The sequence below is a fragment of the Acinetobacter sp. A22 genome (assembly GCF_030913345.1).
Taxonomy (GTDB): domain Bacteria; phylum Pseudomonadota; class Gammaproteobacteria; order Pseudomonadales; family Moraxellaceae; genus Acinetobacter; species Acinetobacter junii.
Map to the genome: position 1 here is coordinate 2,041,230 of NZ_CP133162.1, position 16,542 is coordinate 2,057,771.

The 16,542-nt window shown below is 39.9% G+C and carries 14 protein-coding genes and 2 pseudogenes; 9 read left to right on the top strand and 7 right to left on the bottom strand.

The genetic code is table 11. From position 1 onward, the window contains the following. Nucleotide 1: 1 nt before the first annotated feature. The 7 genes and pseudogenes from Q9Q86_RS09970 to Q9Q86_RS10000 all read left to right on the top strand — a co-directional run. Nucleotides 2-247, top strand: a pseudogene (locus Q9Q86_RS09970) (roadblock/LC7 domain-containing protein); the annotation flags it as partial. Nucleotides 248-397: 150 nt separating this feature from the next. Then, complete coding sequence (locus Q9Q86_RS09975) at nt 398-1,369, top strand: hypothetical protein (protein ID WP_004964145.1); 972 nt, start codon at nt 398-400, stop codon at nt 1,367-1,369. Between the two features lie 8 nt (nt 1,370-1,377). After that, entirely contained in the window at nt 1,378-1,920 is a 543-nt protein-coding gene (locus tag Q9Q86_RS09980) for an ATP/GTP-binding protein (protein ID WP_004909026.1), read from the top strand. A 21-nt stretch (nt 1,921-1,941) separates the two neighbouring features. Beyond that, the gene (locus Q9Q86_RS09985; RefSeq protein WP_005402056.1) at nt 1,942-2,361 is read left to right on the top strand and encodes a roadblock/LC7 domain-containing protein; all 420 of its coding nucleotides are present in this window, start codon (nt 1,942-1,944) and stop codon (nt 2,359-2,361) included. A 336-nt stretch (nt 2,362-2,697) separates the two neighbouring features. Beyond that, nucleotides 2,698-4,044, top strand: a complete 1,347-nt coding sequence (locus Q9Q86_RS09990) for a sphingomyelin phosphodiesterase (RefSeq protein WP_112987551.1) — start codon at nt 2,698-2,700, stop codon at nt 4,042-4,044. Between the two features lie 12 nt (nt 4,045-4,056). Beyond that, nucleotides 4,057-4,976 (top strand): annotated as a pseudogene (locus tag Q9Q86_RS09995) (lipase secretion chaperone). A 111-nt stretch (nt 4,977-5,087) separates the two neighbouring features. After that, on the top strand, nt 5,088-5,555 hold the full coding sequence (locus Q9Q86_RS10000; RefSeq protein WP_112987552.1) for a hypothetical protein: 468 nt from the start codon (nt 5,088-5,090) through the stop codon (nt 5,553-5,555). 29 nt (nt 5,556-5,584) lie between these two features. Here the strand turns inward: Q9Q86_RS10000 and Q9Q86_RS10005 are convergent, their stop codons facing one another. The 6 genes from Q9Q86_RS10005 to Q9Q86_RS10030 form a co-directional block, all read right to left on the bottom strand. After that, the gene (locus Q9Q86_RS10005) at nt 5,585-7,543 is read right to left on the bottom strand and encodes an acetyl/propionyl/methylcrotonyl-CoA carboxylase subunit alpha (RefSeq protein ID WP_112987560.1); all 1,959 of its coding nucleotides are present in this window, start codon (nt 7,541-7,543) and stop codon (nt 5,585-5,587) included. Beyond that, complete coding sequence (locus Q9Q86_RS10010) at nt 7,543-8,376, bottom strand: enoyl-CoA hydratase/isomerase family protein (RefSeq protein ID WP_112987553.1); 834 nt, start codon at nt 8,374-8,376, stop codon at nt 7,543-7,545. The genes Q9Q86_RS10005 and Q9Q86_RS10010 overlap by 1 nt, the downstream gene beginning before the upstream one ends. Nucleotides 8,377-8,390: 14 nt before the next feature. Beyond that, a complete protein-coding gene (locus Q9Q86_RS10015) occupies nt 8,391-9,548 on the bottom strand; it encodes an acyl-CoA dehydrogenase family protein (protein WP_112987554.1) in 1,158 nt (385 codons plus the stop codon). 90 nt (nt 9,549-9,638) lie between these two features. Next, nucleotides 9,639-11,252, bottom strand: a complete 1,614-nt coding sequence (locus Q9Q86_RS10020) for an acyl-CoA carboxylase subunit beta (RefSeq protein ID WP_112987555.1) — start codon at nt 11,250-11,252, stop codon at nt 9,639-9,641. 5 nt (nt 11,253-11,257) lie between these two features. After that, nucleotides 11,258-12,136 (bottom strand): SDR family oxidoreductase, encoded by an 879-nt coding sequence (locus Q9Q86_RS10025; protein WP_112987556.1) that lies wholly within the window; start codon nt 12,134-12,136, stop codon nt 11,258-11,260. 18 nt (nt 12,137-12,154) lie between these two features. Then, complete coding sequence (locus Q9Q86_RS10030) at nt 12,155-13,960, bottom strand: acyclic terpene utilization AtuA family protein (protein WP_112987557.1); 1,806 nt, start codon at nt 13,958-13,960, stop codon at nt 12,155-12,157. Nucleotides 13,961-14,151: 191 nt separating this feature from the next. On the opposite strand from Q9Q86_RS10030, the gene Q9Q86_RS10035 reads away from it, so the two are divergent. Continuing rightward, a complete protein-coding gene (locus Q9Q86_RS10035; protein WP_004964166.1) occupies nt 14,152-14,751 on the top strand; it encodes a TetR/AcrR family transcriptional regulator in 600 nt (199 codons plus the stop codon). Further along, nucleotides 14,748-15,245: a GNAT family N-acetyltransferase gene (locus tag Q9Q86_RS10040; protein ID WP_087539358.1), complete on the top strand. Its 498-nt coding sequence runs from the start codon at nt 14,748-14,750 to the stop codon at nt 15,243-15,245. Before Q9Q86_RS10035 ends, Q9Q86_RS10040 begins: the two co-directional genes overlap by 4 nt. A 43-nt stretch (nt 15,246-15,288) precedes the next feature. Here Q9Q86_RS10040 and Q9Q86_RS10045 read toward each other — a convergent pair whose 3' ends face one another. Continuing rightward, on the bottom strand, nt 15,289-16,461 hold the full coding sequence (locus Q9Q86_RS10045; RefSeq protein WP_112987558.1) for an acyl-CoA dehydrogenase family protein: 1,173 nt from the start codon (nt 16,459-16,461) through the stop codon (nt 15,289-15,291). Nucleotides 16,462-16,542: the final 81 nt, after the last annotated feature.

The following is a 16,542-nucleotide window of genomic DNA, read 5'->3' on the forward strand; positions in this document are numbered from 1 at the left end:
TTTAGAACTAGCAGCAGCTGGTAATACAGAAGTAATCCGCGCAAAGCGGCGTGTAGCTAACTCATTGAAACTTAACGATGATATCGAAGATATTTTGATTACTTTAGGTAAGGCTTATCACCTTATTCGTCCTCTAGAAAGCAATGGCAATTTGTTCCTTTATCTTGTTTTAGACCGCAGCAAGTCAAACCTTGCTATGGCTCGTCACGAACTTAAAACGTTTGAAAAAGAATTAGATTTTGCTTAATTAGTATTATCTAGTTACATTATATACTAGACTTCTTGTATATTTTTATATTCCATTAAAATATAAAAATATATGAGAGGTCTATTATTAGTCATTGATTATGACTAATTTTGTGCAGTCCAATTTTTTATAAAACATTAAAGTGATACTATGAATGGACATTGCATTAATATCGCAATTTCAGGTATAAGTTTAAAAGTTTCAGACGAATTAAAAATAGAACTTAGAAAAACAATACCGAATGAATTTGGCATTAATTGGATAAACATCGCCGATCCAAATATAGACTTGCTACTAATAAATGAAAATTTTTTTGATACTGAAGGTATCCAGCGAATTATTAAAGAAAAACAATTACCCTGCTTAAAAGTATCTAAAGGACATCACGATTCATCAACTATAGAAGAAAACAACACACTTTATCTGCCATTTCAGCAAGGAGATGCATTAAAAAACTGGATTCAACATAGATTATTAAGTTATTTGGCTAGTCACCAACCACAACAAACTACAAATGAATTGAAGATAGAACATGATGCAATAAATGAAAAGTTTCTTGCTGAAATGTTTAATCCAGAAAATGCAAGATTACACATCTTTGATGATCATGGCACTTTAGCCATCATTGATACACGTAGCCAAATTGCATGGTTAGAGCCAACTCGACTAAATACACAAACAAATCATAGTTTTAACTATAAATTTGCTACTACATCTGATTTTATTAAGGTTTCTCGTAAAGTCGAATATGACTTACAAGACTGGTTATGGAATCTTTTTTGGCATTCTTCTGAATTTCAAAAGCTATCGCCTAAAGAAAACGAATATTACAAAATTGAGTATTGGCCTCAACCACATCAAAGCACAGATCGAAAAATTGCACTTTTACTTTCAGCATGTTTTATACAAGGAGCACAACTTTCACAGGTTGCTACGCAACTCAAACTCCCTATTCAAACGGTTCAACTATTTATTTCCGCATGCATTATTTCAAATAATGGCGGTGTTATCCCAGCGTCAGAAAGTCATTATTTAAAATTAGAGGAAACCAAAGCCTCTAACGAACAACAAGGCTTTTTAAATAAGTTTTTCGGCAAAATCCGACGCCGATTTGGGCTATAAGGAATTCTATGATTCTTCAACAATATAAAATTGTATTTGCAGGAAGCATGGGTGCAGGTAAAACTGAAGCGATTAAATCACTCTCCGAAATTCCTGTGCTTGCAACCGAAGCATTTAATACAGACAGTCAAGCACATAATAAAATGCAAACAACTGTTGGCATTGATTATGGTGAAATTACTTTAGATGACGGTGTTAAAATTGGACTTTATGGAACACCTGGACAAGCACGATTTGATTTCATTTGGCCAGTTATTTGCCAAGGTGCTTTGGGTGTAATTATCTTGGTTGATCATAATAGTAAAGTTCCTTTAGAGGAGCTAGAAGGCTATTTAGATACTTTTAAAGACTATACACAAAATATTTCGATCGGCATCACGCATGTTGATGAAAATAAAGGGCAACCGATTTCAATTTATCGAGATTGGTTAATTCAAAATGAGTATCAATATCCTCTGTTTTTTATTGATGCCCGAAAACAAGAACACATTCTGCTGATGATTGAATCACTGATTGCAGCATTAGAAGTCAATCTGAGAGCAACGAATTAATCATTTTGAAAGAGAAGAATTATGTTCAGCATTCCAAGTCAACAACGTACAGCGCCAAAGGAGTTGATCCATTTGGCTAAAGCTCAAGCCAATGACATATTGATGAATATTCGTGGCATTGATTATATTATGCTCTGCTCTACAGATGGTTTTGAATTGGCATCAGTTTACAAGAAGAATCCATATAATAGTACTAAGCTTGCTGCGGTGAGTAGTTCTATTCTGGCTATGGTGAGTGCCTTTTTAAAAGAGATTCAACTTACTGGCTGTCAAAGTATTACTTTAGATGCAGAAAATGGTAAGGCGATCCTGACCTCAATCCCTGCCCCCCACCACCCAATGGTTATGGTGACTTTAAGCAACAAAGACGTATTACTTGGTCAATTGTTATATAGCCTTAAGCAAGCAAGCGCAGCAATCATAGAAGCTGATCAAGCATAATTCATAACGCATAAATTAAGCTCTGATGAATGATCAATTTGTCAGAGCTTTTTTAATTTCGAAAATCCACATTCTATAATTTTCTTTTTTGAAGTATTGCAAATAACCCAACTATTCAGAACAAACCCTACTTATCCAGTTTTTAATATGCTTAAACAACAAGATAAATCATACAAATTCAGATGAATGGTAAAAAAAATTAAATGAATTATAAATATTTTTCAATTATGATTATTTTCGAACAAATCATAACCCAAAAAATATTCAAAAACGAAAATTTAAATGATTATGAAAAGGAGTTTGTTCACAAATAATTAAATTTAACGGAGAAGAACGATGAAGCTGGACAGCTTTAAATTTGCCGCTGGGGTTATGCTTTTAGCAGGTGGCGTATCTGCACAAAATGCATATGCTGATTCTTATGTATTTGTCACGAATACAACACCTCAAACGGTATCTGTACAAATCACTCAAACTGGAACGCATATTTTACAAGCTGGAAATGAGTGGGCTCAGGAAGCGACTCAAATCGCACCCTATGAGACTAAACGCGTGCTGCGAATGAATCGATACTCAGGCATAAAATCAGGTAAAACCTATAATTTTGACACTGTTGTAACGAGTGGAAATTCACAAGTAACGCTCAAACAAACCATGACAGGAACTTGGACAGGTAGTACGATTAAGCATGGTATCCAAACAGCAACCACGACATCGCCATGGTATTCTGATCGTGCAATTCATCGAATTAATACAACTTATGCAGGCTTATCTGCTCAGGCTGCGGTCAAAGCTGAATATACGGGTGGGTATGATGATTTCCACTACACAATTCACCAAAACACAGTGCAAGAACCTGTATCCAATAGCGCAGATGAATTAAAAGTACTGTCATACAATATTTATGCATTGCCTATGGTTGCAAGCAAAATTAGCGAACGCCTAGCAGAGTTACCAAATCATTTAAATGGATATGATGTCATTTTGCTTCAAGAAGCATTTTCATCATCACGGACTAGTATGCTGAATCAACTAGCCCAACAATATCCATATCAAACCCATGTTCCAGTTGGTTCAGGCTATAACTTATATGACAGTGGTGTCCTTGTTTTAAGTCGATATCCAATCGTAAAAACAGCTGAAATGATTTATCCAGATTGTACAGGAACAGATTGTTTTGCTGACAAAGGTGTAATTTATGCTGAGATCATCAAAAATGGAAAAGCTTATCACGTAACATCCACCCACACGGCTTCCTTCGATACAGATGAAGCACGTGCATTACGACAAGTCCAATTTAAACAAATCCGTCAATTAGTTAATCAGCAAAATATTCCTAGCTTCGATGCGGTATTAATGGGTGGTGACTTTAATGTAAATAAATTCTTATGGCCGCAAGATTATCAAGATATGCTGACCAATCTTAATGCAACTGCACCAATCAGTACTGGTTACACTGCTTCAACTTTTGACCCACGTGTCAACAAACTAGCTGGCGCAGCTGGTTCGGGTGGAACAACGGTTGAATATTTAGATTATGTCGTTTCTTCAAATACACATCGTCAGCCTATTCAATCTCGCAATGACGTTCGTATTTTACGTTCTACCGCAGATCCGCTTTATATGACTTGGGATTTATCAGATCACTTCCCTGTGATGGGACATTTTAACTACGGTCCCTAAGTAGGAAGTATTATGAATAAAAGACTATGGATCACATGCCTTATTGTTCTATTGGTCTTAATTGCGTTTGCAGTTTGGAAGAGCACCACCTCTTCCGCTGCTACGCAACAAACCAAAAATGAACAGTCCTCCAATCACACTGTGTCTAATTCAAATGATATACAAAACAGAAGTAAGGATGAGATATTGCAACAATCATTACAGACACAGTTACAGGCTTTACAAAAAATCCAGGCAATATTAACCAGTTTTTAAATCAATACCGAGCCAGTTGCCATTTAGATGACTGCAATGCTGCATTAACAAAAGCACTTAATGCCTATCCTGATCAAAAATTCGCTCAAACTGTGCAAAATTTATTGAAGCGTATGCCGCAATATGAACAGCAAATGCAAAGTACAGTATTATCAACGGCGCTATCCCCCAAAGAACGCTTTGATGCAATTTGGAAACTTAGAGAACAGATGCTAGGCAAAGACGAAGCGGCTTTAGGTTTTGGACAAGAACGTGAATATGCAGATTATCGTTTTGCTTATGCGAAACTTAAACAGAGTACGCAATTGAACCCTGAACAACGATTAGCTGCATTAGAAACGCTTCAACAAGAATATCCTCGATTAATGGAGCAAGAGGATAATTTTGCTCGTTATGAACAAGCTGTTCAGCTACTTGATGAAAAACAACCGACTGCTGAAACTCAACGTCTAAAACGAGAATTACAACAACGCTATCTCACACAACAAGAGCAATTAGACCTGCAATTTAAGCAACAACGTGAACAACAGCAGCAGCAAAAAGTGGATCAATATCAACAGGCACTCAAACAACTGCAACAAGAAATGCAACCGCTCAAGTCTCAGCTTTCCGAAACTGAGTGGCAAAAGCAGTATCAACAACGTCTTGAAAGCTTGCGATCGAATCTGTTTCCTTGATTTTGATGCCATCTGATATACAGATGGCGACTATTTCAGCATCTCATTTTTTCACCTATACTGAGGTAAAAGTAAAACTCACGAAAAGCTTCTTTTTTGGAAATCAATGGAATGAATTACCCAAAACTGCAACATGACTTAAATACCGCACTAGAATCTGAAATCTTAGGTGAATTGGTTTTTCTGAATGCAGCAAAGCATACCCGCTCGACTGAGCAACAATATAAATGGAATGTCTTGGCTCAATTAGAAACTCAAACTTTGCATAAGTTACAGCAGTTTTTGATTCAAAATGGTCATACCGCAAAGATTCGACCACATATTAAATTACAAGCCAAAGCATCTGGGATTGCGATGGCAAAACTTCCTTGGAAAGTTGCGATGCATTTACTTAAACAAGGCACTGAACCGTTTATGAAAACGTTTGAGAGAATGAATCAACACGCTGATGCTCAGACTCAAACCTTTCTGCAATATTTATTGGCACATGAACAAGCTTTGGCAGAGTTTGCAACACAAGAATTAAAAGGAAATTCGAGAAGCTCACTCAATACTGTAGAAAAATTATTAAAATGCTAGGTCAAACCTAGCTTTTTAATTAATAAGCTTTAAGCAACTGCGACATTTAATAACAATTGTCGTTTTTTCACTTGTTGACCGACTTGACCAATGAGCTCATCAACAACACCATCCACATCAGATTTAATCTGTTGCTGGATTTTCATCGCCTCCAAGATCAATAAAGTTTGACCTTTGGTAACGGTATCACCAGCGTTGACCAATAGATTCACAATTGCACCATCCATTGGCGCTCGAATCTTTCCGTCACCGATAACTTCAACCGCTTCAGGTTCTGCGTAAGTGCTATTCTCTATTATGAGATTGCCATTCGCTGTATCTAAATAAAGCTGATTTTGATCAAGTACATAACTCAATTTACGGCGTATACCATCTACATCATAAATGATCTGTGTATCTTGAATCGCTAGAATCTTAATCTTGACTTGCTGATCACATAGCATAGCGATCAGTTGATCATGATCTGTTTGGACATGAAGTAATAGTTGTTGATCAGCACATTTCAGTTTTAATGGGAAAGGCACAGAAATACCCGTTTGCCATGAAACTTTCGCTTGGTTCAGTTGAGTGAACACTGCTGCAGCAACCGCAAGGATTTCCAAACTTGGTGCCTGTTGATGAAGGCTGACATCATCCTGAAAATGTTGTTGAATAAATGCGGTATTGGTATCACCTGTCACGACAATTGGATGACGTAATAAATTCACCAAAAACTGTTTATTGCTGTTCACACCCAATAGCACACAATCATCTACTGCACGCGCTAACAGACGAATCGCATCCTGACGAGTTTTACCATAAGCAATTATCTTCGCCACCATTGGATCATAAAACGGGCTAATTTCACCCTGTTCTAACATACCATGATCAATCCGAACATTTGGTAACATTCCATCAGAGCCTGCAGGTTGCCAACTGAGTACCTTTCCTGTTTGAGGCAAGAAATCCTGTCGTGGATCTTCTGCATATAAACGCACTTCAATTGCATGCCCATTTAAAGTGAGTTCATGCTGCTGTAGAGGTAAAGTTTCACCATTTGCGACACGTAGTTGCCATTCAACTAAATCGAGGCCCGTGATCATTTCTGTTACTGGATGCTCAACCTGTAAACGGGTATTCATTTCCAGGAAATAAAACTCACCTGATTGATCAAGTAAGAATTCAACTGTACCTGCACCGATATAGTCGCAAGCTTTGGCGGCAGCAACAGCAGCCTCGCCCATTTGCTGACGTAATTCAGGTGTCATCACGGGACAAGGTGCTTCTTCGACTACTTTCTGATGACGGCGCTGAATTGAACAGTCTCGTTCAAATAAATAAACGTAATTGCCATGCGTATCACCAAATACTTGAATTTCCACATGACGAGGTGCGATCACTGCTTTTTCAATAATGAGTTCGCCTGAACCAAATGCATTTTCGGCTTCTGAACGCGCTGTTTTTAAAGCTTCGAGTAAATCAGCAGACTGGTGAACCAAGCGCATACCACGCCCACCACCACCAGCAGATGCTTTCACCATCAAGGGGAAACCAATTTTTTCTGCTTGTTCTGCTAAATATTCGATATCTTGTCGATCACCTTCATAACCCGGTACACAAGGTACACCCGCCTCAATCATGGCAATTTTTGACAAACGCTTACTACCCATCAAATGAATCGCCGCGGCATTTGGACCAATAAAAGTGATGCCATGATCACTACAAGCTTGGGCGAAATCAGTATTTTCAGATAAAAATCCATATCCAGGATGAACAGCATCGGCACCAGTCTTTTTGCAGGCTTCGATAATATTGGTGATCGACAAATAAGACTCAGAGACTTTAGATGCACCAATGTATACAGCTTCATCAGCCACTTGAACATGGCGAGCATTGGCATCTGCATCTGAATATACAGCAACTGTCTGATAGCCCATCGCTTTCGCTGTTTGCATCACTCGAACTGCGATTTCACCACGATTTGCGACTAAAACTTTTGAAAATTTCATCATTGCTCAGTCCAAGTTGGTAAACGTTTTTGAATAAATGCCATCGTACCTTCTTGACCTTCTACTCCACCGACAGCTTGCGCAAATTGCTGTGCAGCATCATCAAGTAGAGAATCTAAAGGTTCATTCAAAGTACGATGTAGTAATGCTTTAGTATTGCGAGAGGCCAATGGTGCAGCACGTTTGATTTGTTGAACTGTATCGCTCAGTAGCTGCTCGAGCTCATTTTCATCATATACTACATCATGTACTACACCTAACTTCTGAGCAGTCTCACCATTGAAACGAGAACCTAACAATGCCAAACGACGCGCTTGTGTTAATCCAATGCGTTTAACTACGAAAGGTGCAATTTGCGCTGGCAAAACACCTAAGCCTGTTTCAGGTAAGCCAAACTGTGCCGTATCGAGACTAATCGCGATATCAGAAACACAAGCCAAGCCAAAACCTCCACCTAATACCGCACCTTCTAATACCGCAACCACGGTTTGTGGCGCTTGATCAACTTGTTCAATCATGGCACCGAAACGACGGTTAAAATCAACATATGGCTGTAAGCTACCCACATTCGCCGCCTCTACACGGAGTGCTGCCATATCTTTAATGTCACCGCCTGCACAGAAATGTCCGCCTTTACCACGTAAAATCACAGCACGAATCGAAACATCGTCAGCAATGTGAGCAAAGACCTGTTGAATGGCATTGACCATGTTGAGACTCATGGCATTGCGACTTTCAGGTCGATTAAGCCACATCGTTAAAATACTGCCCTGTTGTTCAAGTTGGAGACTTTCATCCACTTGTAAATCAGTTAGAGAAGTTGAAAGCGTCATGATCTTCCCCTGCCTTATTTCTGCTTCTTCGGCAAGATATCCATCAATTTACAGATAATTCCGAGCATGATTTCATCTGCACCACCACCAATCGAACCTAAACGTCCATCACGATACAACTGTGATGCAGGGTTCTCCCACATAAAGCCATTTCCACCCCAATATTGTAGGCAGCTATCCGCCACTTCTCGAGTTAAGCGCCCTGCTTTGAGCTTTGCCATCGAAGCCATCATGGTGACATTTTCACCAGCAATGTGTTGTTCACAAGCTTGATAAGTAAGTGCTTTTAGCGCTTCAACTTCAGTCATCAATTCAGCAAAACGGAAATGCACATATTGATTATTGATGAGTGGCTGACCAAATGTCGTTCGTTCTTTCGTATAATCAATGGTTTGTTGAATCACATTTTCCAAACCACCCACAGCATTCGCACATGCCCACATACGTTCTTCCTGAAACTGCATCATCTGCATCATGAAGCCCATACCCTCAGCACCCACCAGATTGCGCTGTGGTACACGAACGTTATCGAAATAAACTTGAGCCGTTGTGGTGGAGCGCATTCCTAGCTTATTCAGTGGTTCTGAGAAACTAATGCCTGCAGTCTTCGCAGGAACAATAATCATTGATTTATTGACGTGTGGTTTGTCGTCAGAGGTATTGGCAAGTAAACAGAAGAAGTCTGCTTGCAGTGAATTAGTAATCCACATTTTGCTGCCATTAATCACATAATCATCACCATCTTTTTTTGCGGTGGTTTTAACCGCTGCAACATCTGAACCTGCATGCACTTCTGAAACTGCAATTGATGCCACATATTCACCACGAATCGCAGGATTCAGAAACTCTTCTCTCAGTTCTTTACTACCAAAACGAGCAAGTGCAGGTGTTGCCATATCGGTTTGCACACCAATCGCCAATGGCACACCACCACATGCTGCACGCCCTAATTCTTCAGCGACAACAAGGTTATATGAATAATCCAAACCCAAACCGCCATTTTCTTCTGGCTTACAAATACCCAGCAAACCTAAATCTGCCATTTTCTTAAACACGTCATGAATCGGAAAGCGTCCCGCTGCTTCCCATTCTGGAATAAATGGATTTAGTTCATTTTCTACAAACTGACGTGCGGTACGACGTAATGCTTCATGCTCTGCGGTAAATTTCATTATTTTTTCCTTAAATTTAATCTCCCCTAACCCCTCTTTATTAAAGAGGGGAACTCCTCCCTTTTTTAAAGGGAGGTCGGGAGGGATTTTTTAAAATCTCGATACACCAAAACGTGTTGGATTAAGTTCACGTTGTTGTGCTTCATAAATGGTTTGTAGCAAGAAGATCAGGACTTTACGCGTATCTCTTGGATCGATAATGCCATCGTCATGCAACATTGCTGTATTAAACAAAGCAGTCGATTGCTGTTCTAATTTCATCGCAGTGCTTTGCTCTAGGAAATCCAACATTTGCGGATTCGGTTCCATTCCAGAAGCTTTCTGTTTACCTTCTGCGACGATACGCAACACTTTCCCCGCTTGTGCTGCCCCCATTACCGCAACATGTGAATTTGGCCATGCAAAGATAAAACTTGGAGAGAGACTACGCCCACACATCGCATAGTTGCCTGCACCGTAGGAGCCAGCCACAATAATCGAGATTTTCGGTACAGTCGCATTCGCAACTGCTTGAATTAATTTCGAACCATGCTTAATGATGCCGTTCTGTTCAGCATCTGTTCCCACCATAAAACCTGTGGTGTTATGCAGGAATAAAAGTGGTCGTTTGGTCTGCTCACACAGATGAATAAATTGTGCTGCTTTGACCGCACCTTGTGGTGTGATAGGTCCATTGTTGGTAATAATGCCAATATGTACGCCACCCATTTTCGCCCAACCACATACGGTTAAAGCATCGTATTCCTGTTTAAACTCAAGGAAATCTGAATCATCAACAATACGAGCTACAACCTCTTTCATATCAAAAGGTTGCTTTGGATCTTTGGGAATAATGCCAAGCAACTCTTCAGGCGCGAAACGCGGTTCTTTGTAGTTTTGATTTAGACTAGTGGTTTGTTCCTTCCAATTCAAATGCTCTAAAATCTCACGAGCAAGTCGAATCCCATCTGCATCATTTTCCGCCAAATATTCTGCTACACCTGAAACTTGGGTATGCATTTCAGCACCGCCCAACTCTTCAGCCGTTGCCACCTCACCAGTCGCAGCCAATAACAATGGCGGACCAGCCAGTAACATTTCGGTTTGTTTGCGCACCGCGATCACATAGTCAGACAGACCAGGCTGATATGCTCCACCTGCTGTGGCATTACCATGTACCACCGAAATTTGTGGAATCCCTGCCGCAGACATCCGTGCTTGATTGGCAAAGGTCATACCGCCATAGGTAAATACTTCAGCGGCATAATTAAGATTTGCCCCACCACTTTCCGTTAAAGTAACAATCGGTAGCTTTTGTTCAAGTGCTATTTTCTGTAAGCGTAAGGTTTTCTGTACACCCATCGGTGACATAGTTCCACCTTTGATCGCACTATTACTCGCAGAGACAAGGCATCGCACACCACTAACAAAGCCCAAACCCGCAATAATACCGCCACCTGCTTCTGAACCTTCTTTATCATCATGCATGTTGTAGCCGACTAAGCCACACAACTCGACAAAAGGTGAATCCGCATCCAATAGTAAGCGCACACGTTCGTGCGGCAAAATTTTACCTTTCTTATCAAACTTTGGTTTAGCCGCATAAGATTTATCAATACTCTTTTGCTGTACTGCACGTACTTCCGCAATTTGATTCAACAAAGCTTCACGGTTTTGTTGATATTGCTCACTACCGACTGCAATTTCAGATTGGAGAATGGTCATTCTTTTTATTCTCCAGCTTTGTCTTTAAAAATTTCTGGAATAAAAGCACGATGGAAACCATTAAAAGACTGGCTATTGGTTGCATCTGCCAATGGATACATGCGTGTTCCCTGAGATGCAGCACCATCAATACGTAAAGTTACCCCTGAAACAAAAGCCGCTGCATCAGAAAGCAAATAACAAATTGCTGAAGAAATTTCAGATTCTGTACCCATACGTTTTAGCGGAACATTACCTGCCAAACTTGGAATGATTACTTTGGCAAAGTCACCACTATAGTTGTCCATACCTGATGAAATAATCCATCCTGGCGCAACTGCATTGACGCGCACACCCGATTTACCCCATTCTACTGAAGCCGTTTTAGTCAGGTTATCTACTCCTGAGCGTGCTGCACCTGAATGCCCCATACCTGGCATACCACCCCACATATCTGCGGTCATGTTGACGATGCTGCCCCCATGTTTAGCCATCCATTGGTTATAAGCTTCACGCATTAAATAGAATGTAGAATGCAAGTTAGTACGAACCACAGCATCAAAGCCATTAGCAGAAATATTTTCCAAAGCCGAAGGAAATTGCCCACCTGCGTTATTCACTAAACCATCAAGCTTGCCAAATTTTTCAATGACTTCAGCAATCATACTTTTGACTTGTTCTTCATCACGGTTATCACAAACGATAAAATGGACTTTTCCACCATCTTCGCTAATTTCTGCTGCAGTTTTTTCTAACTTTTCAATTTTTCGACCTGTAATCACAACTTGAGCACCTAAAGATGCCAACTCGTGTGCTGTACAGCGTCCAATACCTGAGCCGCCACCTGTGACGATAATCACTTTGTCGTCAAATGCATCTGCTCTGAAAATTGATTGATAACCCATTTGATTTACATCCCTTACTTATTTTTCTAACAATTTCGCTGGTACTTTGACTGGCATATCTAACAATTGCTGTGCAAAAGCCTTACCTTGGGGATCAATGCGTAAACTTGCGATCCCACCGCCACCTAAGGCATTTTCCAAAATAAAATTCAGTGCATTCATCGCAGGTAATTCATAACGAATGACCTTTGACTTTTCTGGATCTAAAACATGCTGCATATAGTCTGAAACATTTGCTTCAGTGAGCGCCGCTCGAATCCACGGCAAATATTCTGCTTTACGCGCAATCACACCAATATTGCTATGGTTACCTTTATCTCCACTACGAGCATGAGCAATCTCAATCAAAGGCACTTCGATTTCATCGCCTTGATAAGTTACGACTTCACCAGTTGGATGGGGAACAAAATTCTGTGTAGCTGAGCCAGTAGGAATCTCAACAGGATGTCGCTGACCAGCAAAATCAACTTCAACCTTGATTTGATCTTTATCAATCAGGAAAGAGAACAATTTCACGACTGCAGAAGCTTTAGGACGACCACCGACAATGCCCGCTAATGCAGGTGCCATACCTGTAGAAGCTTGTGCGATTTCCGAAGCGAAGAACATACATGCTTCTTTAAACATATGTTTGACTGCAATTTTGACCACGACTTCACGGCTTTCTTTAATGCGTGCATGTGCCCCATAGGTGCTTTCAATACCTAAAATTTCGATCGATTTTTCTGTAAATGGAGGAACAGAACGTAAAGCCAATACACGCTCACATTTATTGATAATGGCATTGGCAATGGTTTGTGCTTTCTCAGGCGCTTCGCGACCTGCGATTAAGAAACTGACTAAAACACGATAACCATCGGCATAAGTGGCACTCACTTTATATTGTTGAGTTGGTGCTCGACCTGTTGCACCTGTGACTTTAACTCGATCATCACCCACTTGTTCTAAATAGACTTGACTAAAATCAGCTGTTACATCAGGAAGTAAATAGGCTTGTGGATTACCTATTTCATAAACGATTTGCTCTGCGACCGTTGCAGTCGACACTAAACCACCTGTACCTTGTGGTTTAGTCACAACAAAAGAGGAATCTGCACTGACTTCTACAATTGGAAAGCCCATGTTGTCAAAGCCTTGTACTAAACGCCAATCGGTAAAGTTCCCACCTGTACATTGAGCACCACATTCAATCACATGCCCTGCCAATGAGCCCTGTGCCAACTTGTCATAATCATCCAGTGACCATTTGTATTCATGCAATAAGGGTGCAAGCACAACCGCCGAATCGACCACCCGACCTGTAATCACAATATCTGCACCCAAATCCAAAGCGTCACGAATAGCAACAGCACCTAAATAGGCATTACTGCTCGCCACATGTGCAGGCAAAGGCTCACCATTAAACATTTCTTTGATATTTTTTTGCTGCAGTTCGGTGTGCTTTGGCAATACATCATCACCAAGTACCACAGCTACTTTTAAATCTAAGCCCTTTTCATCAATGATTTTTTGTAAAGCATCACGACAAGCTAAGGGATTTACCCCACCTGCATTACTGATTACTTTGATTTTCTTTTCAGCAATTTTATTAATCAGTGGAGACATCACACGACTAACAAAATCCAATGCATAACCATGATTAGGATCAGTCATCATTGCTTTAGCCATGATTGACATAGTAATTTCAGATAGATAATCAAAGACCAGATAATCAATATCACTCAAATGCACCAACTGAAAAGCAGCTGTATTGGTATCGCCCCAAAACCCAGAAGCACATCCAATTTTTACTAACTTTTGGTCATCCTGCTTGACGCTTGTCATGAGCTTTCTCATTATTATTAAAAACAACACAACATTACCAAGCAAGTGCTTGGTTTGTAAAGTGCAGAATGATATGCTGTATTAGCAAAAACAGACAAAATCAAGCAAATGCTTGTTATAAAAAGATAAGACAATTCATGAAATGAATTTTGATACAATACACTTTGATTAAACGGGATAGACGGACAGGCATGATCGCAACTTCAATTGAGCAAATACCAAAAATCGTATGTTTTGACGATAGCCCACGTGGACGTTTGCTCTTAGGTGCCGCCTATCTGTTTTATAAGCAAGGATATGATAAAACCACGGTTCGCCAACTTGGTGAATTTATTGGTATTCAATCAGGTAGTCTCTTCCATCACTTCAAAAGTAAAGATGACATTCTAGCTACTGTGATGGAGCAAACCATTATTTATAACTTTGCACGGCTTAAAGAAGCGGCTGAACGTTCAAATGATCCTGAACAACAATTGCGTGATTTAATTAGAGCTGAATTGATTTCAATTACTGGTGATACTGGTGCGGCAATGGCAGTACTGGTACATGAATGGTTTGCGCTTTCTAAAGAAAAACAAGAATACCTTTTGAAAATGCGTAATGAATATGAGCAAGTCTGGCTTGATGTGATTGAAAAATTACGTACTCAAGGCAAAGTCAAACATGATGCGTTTATTTGGCGACGTTTAGTCGGTGGTTCTATTTCTTGGACAGTCACATGGTACCGACCAGAAGGTAAAGTGAAAATTGATGAATTGACTGAAATGGTTTGGGAAATGGCTTTGAAATGAGTCAGATCTATTTACGTAAGCCTCAACTCAGTGATTTAGCTGAAATCAAAAAAGCCTACCAAAATAGTGTTCATCTACATCAACCATGGACATATCCTCCTACAGATTTTGAACAATACCTACAGCAAGAATATCGTTATTTTGTCTGTTTAACTGAAAACCATACAATTGTAGGAACCTTTAATATATCGAATATCATTCGAGGTCACTTTCATTCTGCTTATATAGGCTATGAAGCCTTTTATCCATATATAGGTCTTGGATATATGCGACATGGGCTTCAACTTATTTTACAAGAAGCTTTTCAAACACTGAACTTGCATCGATTAGAAGCGAATATCCAACCTGAAAATTCTCGCTCCATTCACCTTGTGGCAGGAGCAGGCTTTGTTAAAGAAGGGTTTTCACGCCAATATTTACGCGTTGGTGGTAAAGAATGGAAAGATCATGAGCGTTGGGCGATTTTAAATCATGAGTGGATTGAATCCACATAATTTTAAAAGGGGATGAATTAGTGATCACCCCCTTTTTTACCAATTAATATTGCAACTGCTTACTAATCAAATCCTTCATAATTTCTTCGGCACCACCACCAATCATATTCACCTTCACTTCACGATAAATGCGTTCGGACTTCATACCTCGCATAAAACCCATACCACCCAAGGTCTGTACCGCAGCATCAGCACAGAATTGCATCGTACGAGTAGCAACGTTCTTAAGCATTGATATCTGTGCAATGAGCTCACTACCTTGCAGTTCCTTTTTTCCCATACGATATGCAGTATCTTCCAACAAAGCACGAGTAGCTGTGAGTTGCGTAGCCATATCGACAAGTTTATGACGTACCACTTGATGATCAATTAAGCGCTTACCAAAGGTTTTACGTTGTTGTGCCCATTCCAAAGCTTCTTCATAGCAAACCAATGCATAACCATAGGCTATCGCTCCTAGCCAAAAACGCTCCATATTAAAGTTATTCATAATCACTTTAAAACCAGCATTTTCCTGACCGAGCAAATGACTTACTGGTACACTCACTTCATCAAAATGTAGGTGAGCTGTGTCAGAAGCCCACCATCCCATCTTTTTTAAAGGTGATTTTGTAATCCCTTCACTATGCGCATCCATCAAAAGCATCGAGATCCCTTTTGGACCTTTTCCATTCGGATCTGTACGTACCGCAACCGTATAATAATCAGCTCGAATACCTGAAGTAATAAAGGTTTTCTCTCCGCTCACAATATAATAATCCCCGTCACGAACCGCTTTTGTTTTTAAAGCGGCAACGTCGGAACCACCACTCGGTTCAGTAATCGCTAGGGCTGAGATTTTTTCACCTGCAATAATTTTCGGCATAACTTCATCACGAATCTCAGGACGTGCAAAGTGATGAATCGGTGGAGTACCAATGCTATGAATCATCAATGAAATATGAACCCCACCCGATGCTGCTTTTGCCATCTCAATTGCAGCAAGCAATACATGAAATGCATCAGCTTCAGGAATTCCACCATGTTCTGCATCGAAACCTAAACCAAGTAAACCAATGCTAGCAGCTTTTTGATAAAGTTCTCGCGGAAAAGTGCCTGCTTCATCCCATTCATTTACATAGGGTGAAATTTCTTTTTCAACAAAGCGTTTAACACTATCTACAAAAGCTAGATGTTCAGATGTGTAATAAATTGGGTTAAGTGATAAACCATCCATGCCTTTTTCCTAAATTATTATTTAACTCATTCTTGTTATGCGGATAAGGCTTTAAACCAACTTCCTCTTGATTCAAAGCCT

Coding starts and splice junctions, on each gene's coding strand:
- Q9Q86_RS09985 (WP_005402056.1), top strand. CDS start 1,942: ATGTTCAGCATTCCAAGTCAACAACGTACAGCGCCAAAGGAGTTGATC.
- Q9Q86_RS09990 (WP_112987551.1), top strand. CDS start 2,698: ATGAAGCTGGACAGCTTTAAATTTGCCGCTGGGGTTATGCTTTTAGCA.
- Q9Q86_RS10000 (WP_112987552.1), top strand. CDS start 5,088: ATGAATTACCCAAAACTGCAACATGACTTAAATACCGCACTAGAATCT.
- Q9Q86_RS10035 (WP_004964166.1), top strand. CDS start 14,152: ATGATCGCAACTTCAATTGAGCAAATACCAAAAATCGTATGTTTTGAC.
- Q9Q86_RS09975 (WP_004964145.1), top strand. CDS start 398: ATGAATGGACATTGCATTAATATCGCAATTTCAGGTATAAGTTTAAAA.
- Q9Q86_RS10025 (WP_112987556.1), bottom strand. CDS start 12,136: ATGGGTTATCAATCAATTTTCAGAGCAGATGCATTTGACGACAAAGTG.
- Q9Q86_RS09980 (WP_004909026.1), top strand. CDS start 1,378: ATGATTCTTCAACAATATAAAATTGTATTTGCAGGAAGCATGGGTGCA.
- Q9Q86_RS10045 (WP_112987558.1), bottom strand. CDS start 16,461: ATGGATGGTTTATCACTTAACCCAATTTATTACACATCTGAACATCTA.
- Q9Q86_RS10015 (WP_112987554.1), bottom strand. CDS start 9,548: ATGAAATTTACCGCAGAGCATGAAGCATTACGTCGTACCGCACGTCAG.
- Q9Q86_RS10005 (WP_112987560.1), bottom strand. CDS start 7,543: ATGAAATTTTCAAAAGTTTTAGTCGCAAATCGTGGTGAAATCGCAGTT.
- Q9Q86_RS10030 (WP_112987557.1), bottom strand. CDS start 13,960: ATGACAAGCGTCAAGCAGGATGACCAAAAGTTAGTAAAAATTGGATGT.
- Q9Q86_RS10020 (WP_112987555.1), bottom strand. CDS start 11,252: ATGACCATTCTCCAATCTGAAATTGCAGTCGGTAGTGAGCAATATCAA.
- Q9Q86_RS10010 (WP_112987553.1), bottom strand. CDS start 8,376: ATGACGCTTTCAACTTCTCTAACTGATTTACAAGTGGATGAAAGTCTC.
- Q9Q86_RS10040 (WP_087539358.1), top strand. CDS start 14,748: ATGAGTCAGATCTATTTACGTAAGCCTCAACTCAGTGATTTAGCTGAA.